The organism is Streptomyces sp. NBC_01235 (genome assembly GCF_035989285.1).
In the GTDB taxonomy this organism is placed as follows: Bacteria; Actinomycetota; Actinomycetes; order Streptomycetales; family Streptomycetaceae; genus Streptomyces.
In genome coordinates, this window is sequence record NZ_CP108513.1 from 5,479,794 (window position 1) to 5,493,082 (window position 13,289).

Here is a 13,289-nt window from a genome sequence, read left to right on the forward strand (position 1 = left end):
ACCACACCCGTGACCATGGGCATGGGGCCGTTCGTGGTTTCAGAACCAACACAGTGGACGCGAGCAACTGAGGACAAGCCCTCGGCCTATTAGTACCAGTCAGCTTCACCCATTACTGGGCTTCCACATCCGGCCTATCAACCCAGTCGTCTACTGGGAGCCTTACCCCATCAAGTGGGTGGGAATACTCATCTCGAAGCAGGCTTCCCGCTTAGATGCTTTCAGCGGTTATCCCTCCCGAACGTAGCCAACCAGCCATGCCCTTGGCAGAACAACTGGCACACCAGAGGTTCGTCCGTCCCGGTCCTCTCGTACTAGGGACAGCCCTTCTCAATATTCCTGCGCGCGCAGCGGATAGGGACCGAACTGTCTCACGACGTTCTAAACCCAGCTCGCGTACCGCTTTAATGGGCGAACAGCCCAACCCTTGGGACCGACTCCAGCCCCAGGATGCGACGAGCCGACATCGAGGTGCCAAACCATCCCGTCGATATGGACTCTTGGGGAAGATCAGCCTGTTATCCCCGGGGTACCTTTTATCCGTTGAGCGACGGCGCTTCCACAAGCCACCGCCGGATCACTAGTCCCGACTTTCGTCCCTGCTCGACCCGTCGGTCTCACAGTCAAGCTCCCTTGTGCACTTACACTCAACACCTGATTGCCAACCAGGCTGAGGGAACCTTTGGGCGCCTCCGTTACTCTTTAGGAGGCAACCGCCCCAGTTAAACTACCCATCAGACACTGTCCCTGATCCGGATCACGGACCCAGGTTAGACATCCAGCACGACCAGAGTGGTATTTCAACGACGACTCCACCTGAACTGGCGTCCAAGCTTCACAGTCTCCCACCTATCCTACACAAGCCGAACCGAACACCAATATCAAACTGTAGTAAAGGTCCCGGGGTCTTTCCGTCCTGCTGCGCGAAACGAGCATCTTTACTCGTAGTGCAATTTCACCGGGCCTATGGTTGAGACAGTCGAGAAGTCGTTACGCCATTCGTGCAGGTCGGAACTTACCCGACAAGGAATTTCGCTACCTTAGGATGGTTATAGTTACCACCGCCGTTTACTGGCGCTTAAGTTCTCAGCTTCGCCACCCCGAAGAGTGACTAACCGGTCCCCTTAACGTTCCAGCACCGGGCAGGCGTCAGTCCGTATACATCGCCTTACGGCTTCGCACGGACCTGTGTTTTTAGTAAACAGTCGCTTCTCGCTGGTCTCTGCGGCCACCCCCAGCTCGAGGAGCAAGTCCTCTCACCAGTGATGGCCCCCCTTCTCCCGAAGTTACGGGGGCATTTTGCCGAGTTCCTTAACCATAGTTCACCCGAACGCCTCGGTATTCTCTACCTGACCACCTGAGTCGGTTTAGGGTACGGGCCGCCATGAAACTCGCTAGAGGCTTTTCTCGACAGCATAGGATCATCCACTTCGCCACAATCGGCTCGGCATCAGGTCTCAGCCCCATGTGCGACGGATTTGCCTATCGCACGGCCTACACCCTTACCCCGGGACAACCACCGCCCGGGATGGACTACCTTCCTGCGTCACCCCATCACTCACCTACTACAAGTCTGGTCCGTCGGCTCCACCACTTTCCATTCCCCGAAGGGTCCGGAACGGCTTCACGGACTTAGCATCGCCTGATTCAATGTTTGACGCTTCACAGCGGGTACCGGAATATCAACCGGTTATCCATCGACTACGCCTGTCGGCCTCGCCTTAGGTCCCGACTTACCCTGGGCAGATCAGCTTGACCCAGGAACCCTTAGTCAATCGGCGCACACGTTTCTCACGTGTGAATCGCTACTCATGCCTGCATTCTCACTCGTGAACCGTCCACAACTCGCTTACGCGGCTGCTTCACCCGGCACACGACGCTCCCCTACCCATCACGATCCCCGTTGGGGGTATATATCGCAATGACACGACTTCGGCGGTACGCTTGAGCCCCGCTACATTGTCGGCGCGGAATCACTAGACCAGTGAGCTATTACGCACTCTTTCAAGGGTGGCTGCTTCTAAGCCAACCTCCTGGTTGTCTGTGCGACTCCACATCCTTTCCCACTTAGCGTACGCTTAGGGGCCTTAGTCGATGCTCTGGGCTGTTTCCCTCTCGACCATGGAGCTTATCCCCCACAGTCTCACTGCCGCGCTCTCACTTACCGGCATTCGGAGTTTGGCTAAGGTCAGTAACCCGGTAGGGCCCATCGCCTATCCAGTGCTCTACCTCCGGCAAGAAACACACGACGCTGCACCTAAATGCATTTCGGGGAGAACCAGCTATCACGGAGTTTGATTGGCCTTTCACCCCTAACCACAGGTCATCCCCCAGGTTTTCAACCCTGGTGGGTTCGGTCCTCCACGAAGTCTTACCTCCGCTTCAACCTGCCCATGGCTAGATCACTCCGCTTCGGGTCTTGAGCGTGCTACTGAAACGCCCTGTTCGGACTCGCTTTCGCTACGGCTACCCCACACGGGTTAACCTCGCAACACACCGCAAACTCGCAGGCTCATTCTTCAAAAGGCACGCAGTCACGAGACACCAAGCAAGCTTGATGTCCGACGCTCCCACGGCTTGTAGGCACACGGTTTCAGGTACTATTTCACTCCGCTCCCGCGGTACTTTTCACCATTCCCTCACGGTACTATCCGCTATCGGTCACCAGGGAATATTTAGGCTTAGCGGGTGGTCCCGCCAGATTCACACGGGATTTCTCGGGCCCCGTGCTACTTGGGTGTCTCTCAAACGAGCCGCTGATGTTTCGACTACGGGGGTCTTACCCTCTACGCCGGACCTTTCGCATGTCCTTCGCCTACATCAACGGTTTCTGACTCGTCTCACGGCCGGCAGACCGTAAAAGAGAGATCCCACAACCCCGTACACGCAACCCCTGCCGGGTCTCACACGTATACGGTTTGGCCTCATCCGGTTTCGCTCGCCACTACTCCCGGAATCACGGTTGTTTTCTCTTCCTGCGGGTACTGAGATGTTTCACTTCCCCGCGTTCCCTCCACATACCCTATGTGTTCAGGTATGGGTGACAGCCCATGACGACTGCCGGGTTTCCCCATTCGGAAACCCCCGGATCAAAGCCTGGTTGACGACTCCCCGGGGACTATCGTGGCCTCCCACGTCCTTCATCGGTTCCTGGTGCCAAGGCATCCACCGTGCGCCCTTAAAAACTTGGCCACAGATGCTCGCGTCCACTGTGCAGTTCTCAAACAACGACCAGCCACCCATCACCCCCAACCAAAGCTGGAGTTCACTGGGGCCGGCATCCGAAGGACGAGCAACGCTCGCACCCTCAGACACCCAACAGCGTGCCCGACCCGGTCCCGCCCGGAGATCATGCTTTCCACGCCCCGAAGAGCAGTACTCGCAGCCTCCGACCCGTGAACCGGACCGAATAATCAACGTTCCACCCATGAGCAACCAGCATCGGACGTACGCCGATGTACTGGCCCCTGGACAACCTTGCGGCTGCCTAGAAGTGCTCCTTAGAAAGGAGGTGATCCAGCCGCACCTTCCGGTACGGCTACCTTGTTACGACTTCGTCCCAATCGCCAGTCCCACCTTCGACAGCTCCCTCCCACAAGGGGTTGGGCCACCGGCTTCGGGTGTTACCGACTTTCGTGACGTGACGGGCGGTGTGTACAAGGCCCGGGAACGTATTCACCGCAGCAATGCTGATCTGCGATTACTAGCAACTCCGACTTCATGGGGTCGAGTTGCAGACCCCAATCCGAACTGAGACCGGCTTTTTGAGATTCGCTCCACCTCACGGTTTCGCAGCTCTTTGTACCGGCCATTGTAGCACGTGTGCAGCCCAAGACATAAGGGGCATGATGACTTGACGTCGTCCCCACCTTCCTCCGAGTTGACCCCGGCAGTCTCCTGTGAGTCCCCATCACCCCGAAGGGCATGCTGGCAACACAGAACAAGGGTTGCGCTCGTTGCGGGACTTAACCCAACATCTCACGACACGAGCTGACGACAGCCATGCACCACCTGTACACCGACCACAAGGGGGCGACCATCTCTGGCCGTTTCCGGTGTATGTCAAGCCTTGGTAAGGTTCTTCGCGTTGCGTCGAATTAAGCCACATGCTCCGCTGCTTGTGCGGGCCCCCGTCAATTCCTTTGAGTTTTAGCCTTGCGGCCGTACTCCCCAGGCGGGGAACTTAATGCGTTAGCTGCGGCACCGACGACGTGGAATGTCGCCAACACCTAGTTCCCACCGTTTACGGCGTGGACTACCAGGGTATCTAATCCTGTTCGCTCCCCACGCTTTCGCTCCTCAGCGTCAGTAATGGCCCAGAGATCCGCCTTCGCCACCGGTGTTCCTCCTGATATCTGCGCATTTCACCGCTACACCAGGAATTCCGATCTCCCCTACCACACTCTAGTCTGCCCGTATCGAATGCAGACCCGGGGTTAAGCCCCGGGCTTTCACATCCGACGTGACAGACCGCCTACGAGCTCTTTACGCCCAATAATTCCGGACAACGCTTGCGCCCTACGTATTACCGCGGCTGCTGGCACGTAGTTAGCCGGCGCTTCTTCTGCAGGTACCGTCACTTTCGCTTCTTCCCTGCTGAAAGAGGTTTACAACCCGAAGGCCGTCATCCCTCACGCGGCGTCGCTGCATCAGGCTTTCGCCCATTGTGCAATATTCCCCACTGCTGCCTCCCGTAGGAGTCTGGGCCGTGTCTCAGTCCCAGTGTGGCCGGTCGCCCTCTCAGGCCGGCTACCCGTCGTCGCCTTGGTGAGCCATTACCTCACCAACAAGCTGATAGGCCGCGGGCTCATCCTTCACCGCCGGAGCTTTCAACCCCCACCCATGCGAGTGGAAGTGATATCCGGTATTAGACCCCGTTTCCAGGGCTTGTCCCAGAGTGAAGGGCAGATTGCCCACGTGTTACTCACCCGTTCGCCACTAATCCCCACCGAAGTGGTTCATCGTTCGACTTGCATGTGTTAAGCACGCCGCCAGCGTTCGTCCTGAGCCAGGATCAAACTCTCCGTGAATGTTTTCCCGTAATCGGGATCGCACACACGAGAGCGGAACAGCCAGGCGGAATAAGCCCGGCCGTTCACAGCGTCCTCGCTGTGTTTTTTCAAAGGAACCTCATCCTCGGCTATCACTGCCGGGGACGGGGTATCAACATATCTGGCGTTGATTTTTGGCACGCTGTTGAGTTCTCAAGGAACGGACGCTTCCTTTGTACTCACCTGAGAGACTCTCTCAGGCTTTCCTCCGGGCGCTTCCCTTCGGTCTTGCGTTTCCGACTCTATCAGATCTTTTCTCGATCCGATTTCCTCGGTGCTTTCCAGGTTCCCGCTTTTGTTTCGCGGTTTCCTTTCCGGCGGTTCCGACTCTATCAGATCCTTTCGGCCCTGATTCCCAGTCGGAGGGGGGTTGTCCTCGCGGCCCTTGGGCCGTTCCGACGTCTCAAACCTTAGCGGATCCGCTCGGCAGTTCCTAATCGAGCTGCCGGTCCCGAATCGAATTGAATTCGGGCACGCCGAATTCAATCCCGTTGGGAGATCGTGCTGGTTGTTTGAGGTGCCGCTACTGCGGCGGAGGTGCTGCCGAAGAACCGTTACGGCTCCCTGGCAACCCGAAGAACTTTACTCACCTCGCATGGGGGTGTCAACCACCCCATGTCAAGATCTTTTAGTCGAGGTCGCTGAGCCTGCCGCCGGCGTCCGGCTGGGCGTGCTCCACCCTGCGCAGGAGCCTGGTCAGGACCTCGCCCAGGGCCGTGCGCTCCTCCGCGGTGAGGTCCTGGAGGAGGTCGCCTTCGAAGACCGTCGCCATGCGCATCGCCTCGAGCCACTTCTCTCGGCCCTCGGGTGTCAGCTCCACGATCACCCGGACCCGGTTGGACTCGTCCCTCTCCCGGGTCACCAGTCCCTCGGTGACCATGCGGTCGATCCGGTGGGTCATCGCGGCCGGCGTCAGACCGAGGCGCTTGGCCAGGTCGCCGGGACCCAGACGATAAGGGGCGCCGGAGAGGACGAGGGCCTTGAGGACCTCCCACTCCGCGTTGCTGATGCCGAGGTCGGCGGTCTGGCGGCCGTAGGCGACGTTCATGCGGCGGTTGAGGCGGGACAGTGCCGAGACGATCTTCTCGACCTGGGGGTCGAGGTCCTGGAACTCGCGTTGATAGGCGGCGATCTGCTCTTCGAGGGTCGGCTCGCCGCCGATGCCGGTACCGATGCCGCCGGGGGTGTCGCCCATGGGCGCAAGTATCGCACGGGGCTCGTTCGCGTTGAAGTTCTTCGAGGTGTACAGTTTAGCTTCGAACTTTAGCTTCGAAGTCTTCGCCTCTAAGTACTGAGGTGTTTGAAGCATCGAAGTGCTGACCAGCACTACCTGAGAGATGAGAGAGGTGAACGTGACCAGGGCGATGGGCGCAGAGCTGCGCCGGATCCACGTGGGCAACGCACTCAGCGCGTTCGGGCTCGGCTTCACCGTCCCCTACCTGTACGTCTATGTGGCGCAGGTGCGGGGGCTCGGTGCCATGACGGCGGGGCTCGTCCTCGCCGTCTTCGCCGTGGCCGCGCTGATCGTCCTGCCGTTCGCCGGTAGGGCGATCGTGCGGCGCGGTCCACTGCCGGTCCTGCTCGCCGCCCTGGTCACCGCCGCACTGGGCGCGCTCGGTCTGGGGCTCGCCGGCGACTCCACCGCCGTCCTGGCCGCCGCGGTCGCGCTCGGGGCCGGGCAGGCCGTGATGCAGCCGGCGCTGGCGACGATGATCGTGGACTGCTCGACCTCGGAGACCCGGTCGCGGGCGTTCGCCATGCAGTTCTTCCTGCAGAACCTCGGGCTCGGCGTGGGCGGTCTGATCGGCGGGCATCTCGTCGACACCACGCGCGTGTCCTCCTTCACTCTGCTGTTCGCCATCGAGGCGGCGATGTTCCTGCTGCTGGCCGTGGTGATGTCGACCGTGCGGCTGCCGCCCGCGCCGCGCGTCGGAGACGCCCCGCAGTCCGCGAGGGGGAGCTGGAAGCAGCTGCTCGGCAACCGGGCCATGGTGCAGCTGTGTGTGCTGGGCTTCGTGCTGTTCTTCGCCTGCTACGGGCAGTTCGAGTCGGGGCTGAGCGCCTACGGGGTCGAGGCCGCCGGGATCTCGACGTCCGCTCTCGGGACCGCTCTGGCCGCCAACACCGCGATGATCGTGGTCGCGCAGTTCGCCGTGCTGAAGTTCGTCGAGCGGCAGAAGCGGTCGCGGGTGATCGCGGCCGTGGGGCTGCTCTGGGCCGTGGCGTGGGTCGTGGCCGGGTATGCCGGGCTCGGGCACGGGAGCCAGGAGATGGCGACGGCCGCGTTCGTTTCGACGTACGCGCTGTTCGGACTGGGTGAGGCGATGCTGTCGCCGACGGTCGCACCGCTGGTGGCGGACCTCGCGCCGGAGGGGATGGCCGGGCAGTACAACTCGGCGTTCGCCCTGGTGAAGCAGCTCGCGCTGGCCGTCGGGCCGGCGGTGGGCGGGCCCATGGGGGCCTCGCTGCACGCGCCGTACATCGTGACGTTCCTGCTGTTCTCGTTGGGGATCACCTACTTCGCGCTGCGGCTGGGACGGCAGCTGACCGCCGTCCAGGATCAGCCGTGGCTGGTGCGGAAGCGGGTCGTGGCCAGGGGTGGGGCCGCTGTGGAGCCTGTGGGCGCCGAGGCCTGAGGTACCGGGCAAGAGCAGAAGGCGGCTGTCGTTCTTCGGACGACAGCCGCCTTTGCGTGGTCGGCTCACGTGATCGGCTTGCGTGATCAGCGGACCGCTGTCACCAGGGTTGCCGTGAAGGGGAAGGTCGTCGTGCCCTCGGGGAGGTGGGTGCGGATCGTGTCGGCGGCCTGGGTGAGAACGTGTTCGCCGGCGGTGTCGGCGATCGTCCGTCCCCAGGGGATCGCGGAGAGGTGGCCGCGGACGTAGTCCTCCAGAGGGGGGAGGGCGATCGTGAAGGTCAGGCGGCGGCTGGTCGCGTCGCGGAAACCAGCACGGTCGAGTGCGACGGTCAGGCGGTCCGCGGTGGCGAAGGCCGCTCTGAAGCCCGCGGCCGCCTCCGGGGGGCCGTACTGCTCGACCGCGCGCTGCTGGGCCACGAAGTACGGGGAGTCGTCCAGGTGGGACCAGACCGTGGCGGCGAAGCGGCCTGCGGGCCGGGTGACGCGGGCCGTTTCGCGCAGGGCCGCGTCGAGGTCGGGGAAGAACTGGGCGCCCTGCTGGCAGAGGACCGCGTCGAAGGTTGCGTCGAGGTAGGGGAGGTCGTCGGCGGGGGCGGGGGTGAACTCGATGTCCGGATAGAGGCGGGGGTGGCACGCCACGGCGATCTCGAGCATGCCCTCGTTGACGTCCGCCCCGGCGACCCTGCCGGTGGGGCCCGCCTGGGCGGCCGCGGCACGGGCCGCGAAGCCGGTGCCGCAGGCGAGGTCGAGGACGGTGGCGCCGGGGTAGAGGTCCGCGGCGTCCACGAGCGCGGTGACGAAGGGCGCCATGAGGGGCGCGACGTAGTGTTCGTAGCGCTCGGGGGCGCTTCCCTTGAGGTGAAAGCCCGTTGCGTCTGCCATGGGGAGCTACTAGCACCGGGGAGCGGGTTCGCCTAGGTGCCGCGCGCGGGGCAATGCGTGTTCGAGTCTGTTCTCGGCCTCATCTCGGTCGATGTCCCAGTCGATGTCCCAGTCGATATCTCAGTCGATATCTCAGTCGGTCGGCTTCGGCAGGACGAACTCGCACCACACCGCCTTTCCGCCGCCAGGGGTGCGTCTGCTGCCCCAGTTGGAGGCGATCGTGGCGACGATGGCGATGCCGCGGCCGGACTCGTCGCCCGGTTCCGCGCGGCGGCGGCGCGGGAGGTGGTCGTCGCCGTCGGTGACCTCGATGATCAGGCGGCGGTCGGTCCGGCGCAGGCGCAGCCGCATGGGCGGGGTGCCGTGCTGGAGGGAGTTGGCGACGAGTTCGCTGGCGGCGAGGACGCCGAGGTCGTGCAGGTCGGCCGGGAAGCGCCAGCTGGTGAGGACGCCGGAGGCGAAGGCACGCGCGCGTGGGGCAGCTTCGACGCCGCCGAGGAGCTCCAGGGCCGCGTTGCGGAACAGCTCGCCGTCGGGGCCGGTGCGGGCGGGATGCTGGAGGACGAGGACGGCGACGTCGTCGTCGTGGTCGGCGGTGACGCCGGCCGAGCGGACCAGGCGGTCGCAGACGACCTGGGGGGTGCCGGTGGCGCCGGACAGGGCGCGCTCCAGGGAGGCGATGCCCTCGTCCAGGTCCTCGTTCCTGCGCTCTACCAGGCCGTCCGTGTAGAGGACGGCCGTCGAGCCGGGGCCGAGGGGGATCGAGCCGGAGGAGTGCATCCAGCCGCCGGTGCCCAGGGGCGGGCCGGTGGGTTCGTCCGCGCGCTGGACCGTGCCGCTCTCGTCCCGGACGAGGATGGGCAGGTGGCCTGCGGAGGCGTACACCAGTCGGCCCTCGTTCGGGTCGTGGATGGCGTACACGCAGGTGGCGATCTGGTTGGCGTCGATCTCCGTGGCGAGGCCGTCGAGGAGCTGGAGGACCTCGTGCGGGGGAAGGTCGAGGCGGGCGTACGCGCGGACGGCCGTGCGGAGTTGGCCCATGACCGCCGCCGCCCGCACGCCTCGGCCCATCACGTCGCCGATGACCAGCGCCGTACGGCCGCCGCCGAGGGTGATGACGTCGTACCAGTCGCCGCCGACCGCGGCCTCGGTGCCGCCGGGCTGGTAGGTGGCGGCGATGCGCAGGTCGTCGGGCTCTTCGAGCTCCTGGGGGAGGAGGGAGCGCTGGAGGGTGACGGCGGTCTCGCGCTGGCGGCGTTCGCTGGTTCTGAGGCGTTCGGCGGCCTCGGCGTGGTCGGTGACGTCGGTGGCGAAGATCAGGACGGTGCCCTTGCCGTTGTCCTCGGCGGCCGGGGTGCAGGTGAACGTGTAGTGGCGGCCGTCGGGGGCCTTGCGGGACTTCAGAGTGCGGGGCTTGCCGCTGCGCAGGGCCTGGTCGAGGAGGGGCATGAGGCCGAGGTCGCGCAGTTCGGGGAGGGCCTCGGCGGCGGGTTCGCCGCCGGGGCGGACGCCGAAGGCCGCGGTGTAGGCGTCGTTGACGTAGGCGAGCCGGTGGTCGGGGCCGTGGACGAGGGCGACGAGGGCCGGGACGCGGTCGAGGACCTCACGGACCGGGAGTTCGTCGACGGCGGGCACGGGGGGCGGCTCGCCGGTGAGTTGTTCGGCGCGGGCCGCGGGTACGGAGCCCTCGCTCCGTCGGTCCGTGGTGGTGACCGGGTGCTCGGCTCGCGCGGCGGCGCGGCGCTGCGTTCCGGGGAGCCGGGCGCTCCAGCGCGTGAAGTTCACGAATCCTTGCCTCGTGTAGTCGTCGTCGGCCGGCTCCGGGCCCGGCCTGGGGCTCCGGGGGCCGCGCGGCGGTGGCCGCACATTGTTACAGCACCCGGGATGTGGAGCACGGGGGAACAGCCTCGTGGGTTCGGCAGGGGCGGGTGGTGACCCACCGTGGGCTCGGGGGGGGGCTCGAGGGAGGGCTATGAGCAGGGAGCAGTCTGGCAGTGTGGCCGCCGTCCGGGCCGACAATCGTCAGACGTGGGGGCGGCCGGTGGAGTTCCTGGATCGGTCAGGACGACCCTTTCGGGTCGCGGGGAGACTCGTCAGAAGGCTTTCCACCGGCAGCCAGTTCGAACTCCGCGCGGGGATGTTCGAGGGATCCCAGAGAAACGATCTCCCGTTTGAAGAGCCCTGAGAGGATCCATTCGGCCAGCACGCGTGCCTTGCGGTTGAAGGTGGGCACGCGGCTGAGGTGGTACGCGCGGTGCATGAACCAGGCCGGGTAGCCCTTGAGCTTGCGCCCGTAGAGGTAGGCGACGCCCTGGTGGAAGCCGAGCGAGGCGACCGAGCCGGCGTACTTGTGGGCGTACGTCTGGAGGGGCTCGCCGCGCAGGGAGCGCGCGATGTTGTCGGCGAGGACCTTGGCCTGGCGGACCGCGTGCTGGGCGTTGGGGGCGGTCTCCTTGCCGGGTTCGTCGGCCGTGACGTCCGGTACGGCGGCTGCGTCTCCGGCCGCCCACGCGTGCGTGGCTCCGTCGAGGGTCAGCTCGGGGGTGCATTTCAGCCGACCTCGTTCGGTGAGCGGGAGGTCGGTGGCGGCGAGGAGCGGGTGAGGTTTGACGCCGGCGGTCCACACGACCGTCCGGGCCGGGACGCGGGCACCGTCGCTGAGGACGGCGATGCGGTCGGCGCAGGACTCCAGGCGGGTGTTCAGACGTACGTCGATGTTGCGTCGGCGCAGCTCACTGACGGTGTAGCGGCCCATGTCGGCGCCGACCTCGGGCAGGATCCGGTCGGAGGCCTCGACCAGGATCCACTTCATGTCCTCGGGCTTGACGTTGTGGTAGTAGCGCGTGGTGTAGCGGGCCATGTCCTCCAGCTCGCCGAGCGCCTCGACGCCCGCGAAGCCGCCGCCGACGAAGACGAAGGTGAGGGCCGCGTCACGGATCGCGGGGTCGCGGGTGGAGGAGGCGATGTCCATCTGTTCGATGACGTGATTGCGCAGGCCGATGGCCTCCTCGACGGACTTGAAGCCGATGGCGTAGTCGGCGAGCCCCGGGATGGGCAGCGTGCGGGAGATCGATCCGGGCGCGAGGACGAGTTCGTCGTACGTCAGCTGCTGCGGGCCGGTGCCCTCCTCGTCGGTGGCGAGGGTGGTGAGGGTGGCGGTGCGCTTGGCGTGGTCGACGGCGGTGACCTCGCCGACGACGACCCGGCAGTGCGGCAGGACGCGGCGCAGGGGCACGACGACGTGCCGGGGGGAGATGGAGCCCGCGGCGGCCTCGGGGAGGAAGGGCTGATAGGTCATGTACGGGTCGGGGGTGACGACCGTGATCTCGGCCTCGCCCCGGCCGAGTTCCTGTTTCAGCTTCCGCTGCAGCCGCAGGGCCGTGTACATCCCGACGTAGCCGCCGCCGACAACAAGAATGCGCGCACGTTCCTTCACCATCCCATGACGCACCGGGCGCCGAGGTTTGTCCACAGCCTCGACAATTTGTGTGACCGCGAGTCGGGCGGGAGCGGGGTTGGCCGAAACACCGGAGTGCGGGGCAGGAGTGCAGGTCAGCGGGTGTGCGCCGGGGTGCGGGAAGGGGTGCAATCGGGACGTATACGACCCGTACTCCGATCGGGGGGCGCTCCGTGCGGAACCTGCCCCTTCTGAATTGACTCCCTCTCAACTATGTTCGTGTGTCGACGGGGTGTCAGGGGGAAGCGCTCTGCGGGTCTGCGACGGGCGGGCCCGGGGTGGCCGTCCCCTGTTCCACGCCCCGGCTTTCGATGGCGGGGAGAGTCTCCGGGGGGAGACGTCATTACCGGGGGATCATTCATGCACATTCAGAACTCGCATTGGTCGTCCGCATCGGCACTCGCATCCGGCGGCATGGTCGGTGCGGTCGGTGCGACGGTGGGAAACGGACGCGGAGACGGCGCGCGGTCAGCGCCGCTGCGCGTGGACGCACAGCGCAATCTGGAGCACGTACTGAGGGCGGCACGCGAGGTCTTCGGCGAGCTGGGGTACGGCGCGCCGATGGAGGACGTGGCGCGGCGCGCGCGGGTCGGCGTCGGCACGGTGTACCGGCGGTTCCCGAGCAAGGACGTCCTGGTGCGGCGGATAGCCGAGGAGGAGACCTCCCGGCTGACCGACCAGGCGCGGGCGGCGCTCGGCCAGGAGGACGAACCGTGGTCGGCGCTGTCGCGCTTCCTGCGGACGTCCGTGGCGTCCGGCGCCGGGCGGCTGCTGCCGCCGCAGGTGCTGCGCGTCGGGGTCGCCGAGGACGGCGCCGAGGGTGCGCCGGTCGACGAGACGCGGGTGCCGCAGCAGCGGACCCAGCCGGTCGGCGGCGAGCTGCGGCTCGTCGCGGACGACGGCACGACCGCGGCCGTCGAGACCGCCGGGGCGGTGGCGCTGCTCGAGGTCGTGGGCCGGCTCGTGGCGCGGGCCCGGGAGGCGGGCGAACTGCGCGCCGACGTGTCGGTGTCGGACGTGCTGCTGGTCATCGCGACGGCGGCGCCCTCGTTGCCGGACCCGGCCCAGCAGGCGGCGGCCTCGGCGCGGCTGCTGGACATCCTGCTGGAGGGCCTGCGGTCGCGGTCCTCGTGACTCGTGGCTCGTGGCTCGTGGCTCGTGGCTCATGGCTCGTGGCTCATGGCTCGTTAGGGTGACTGTGGGGTGGGGTGCCGTGCGTTCCTCACCCCCGGCCACCCTGTCGGGCATGCGGGGCATTTCG

Annotated in this window: 6 protein-coding genes and 2 rRNA genes; 2 read left to right on the forward strand and 6 right to left on the reverse strand. The window is 65.5% G+C overall.

What is annotated here, in order from left to right:
* Window positions 1-69 precede the first annotated feature (69 nt).
* From OG289_RS24330 to OG289_RS24340, 3 genes are all read right to left on the reverse strand, one after another.
* Window positions 70-3,192: ribosomal RNA gene (locus OG289_RS24330) — 23S ribosomal RNA — on the reverse strand.
* A 312-nt stretch (window positions 3,193-3,504) separates the two neighbouring features.
* A 16S ribosomal RNA gene (locus tag OG289_RS24335) occupies window positions 3,505-5,030 on the reverse strand.
* The 16S and 23S rRNA genes sit together here, the layout of an rRNA operon.
* Before the next feature lie 649 nt (window positions 5,031-5,679).
* The gene (locus OG289_RS24340) at window positions 5,680-6,246 is read right to left on the reverse strand and encodes a MarR family winged helix-turn-helix transcriptional regulator (RefSeq protein ID WP_327316162.1); all 567 of its coding nucleotides are present in this window, start codon (window positions 6,244-6,246) and stop codon (window positions 5,680-5,682) included.
* Between the two features lie 142 nt (window positions 6,247-6,388).
* Between OG289_RS24340 and OG289_RS24345 the strand changes: the two genes are divergently transcribed.
* Entirely contained in the window at window positions 6,389-7,687 is a 1,299-nt protein-coding gene (locus tag OG289_RS24345) for an MFS transporter (RefSeq protein WP_327316163.1), read from the forward strand.
* 86 nt (window positions 7,688-7,773) lie between these two features.
* Here OG289_RS24345 and OG289_RS24350 read toward each other — a convergent pair whose 3' ends face one another.
* The 3 genes from OG289_RS24350 to OG289_RS24360 all read right to left on the reverse strand — a co-directional run bounded on the left by OG289_RS24350 (window position 7,774) and on the right by OG289_RS24360 (window position 12,010).
* Window positions 7,774-8,571 (reverse strand): class I SAM-dependent methyltransferase, encoded by a 798-nt coding sequence (locus OG289_RS24350; protein ID WP_327316164.1) that lies wholly within the window; start codon window positions 8,569-8,571, stop codon window positions 7,774-7,776.
* Window positions 8,572-8,703: 132 nt separating this feature from the next.
* Window positions 8,704-10,356, reverse strand: a complete 1,653-nt coding sequence (locus OG289_RS24355; RefSeq protein WP_327316165.1) for an ATP-binding SpoIIE family protein phosphatase — start codon at window positions 10,354-10,356, stop codon at window positions 8,704-8,706.
* Between the two features lie 274 nt (window positions 10,357-10,630).
* The gene (locus tag OG289_RS24360) at window positions 10,631-12,010 is read right to left on the reverse strand and encodes an NAD(P)/FAD-dependent oxidoreductase (protein WP_327316166.1); all 1,380 of its coding nucleotides are present in this window, start codon (window positions 12,008-12,010) and stop codon (window positions 10,631-10,633) included.
* Window positions 12,011-12,388: 378 nt separating this feature from the next.
* Here OG289_RS24360 and OG289_RS24365 point away from each other — a divergent pair, with 378 nt between their 5' ends.
* Window positions 12,389-13,162 (forward strand): TetR/AcrR family transcriptional regulator, encoded by a 774-nt coding sequence (locus OG289_RS24365; protein ID WP_327316167.1) that lies wholly within the window; start codon window positions 12,389-12,391, stop codon window positions 13,160-13,162.
* Window positions 13,163-13,289 lie beyond the last annotated feature (127 nt).

Excerpts from the sequence above, each read along its gene's own strand:
- OG289_RS24365 (WP_327316167.1), top strand. The coding sequence starts at position 12,389 with ATGCACATTCAGAACTCGCATTGGTCGTCCGCATCGGCACTCGCATCC.
- OG289_RS24345 (WP_327316163.1), top strand. The coding sequence starts at position 6,389 with ATGAGAGAGGTGAACGTGACCAGGGCGATGGGCGCAGAGCTGCGCCGG.
- OG289_RS24340 (WP_327316162.1), bottom strand. The coding sequence starts at position 6,246 with ATGGGCGACACCCCCGGCGGCATCGGTACCGGCATCGGCGGCGAGCCG.
- OG289_RS24360 (WP_327316166.1), bottom strand. The coding sequence starts at position 12,010 with ATGGTGAAGGAACGTGCGCGCATTCTTGTTGTCGGCGGCGGCTACGTC.
- OG289_RS24350 (WP_327316164.1), bottom strand. The coding sequence starts at position 8,571 with ATGGCAGACGCAACGGGCTTTCACCTCAAGGGAAGCGCCCCCGAGCGC.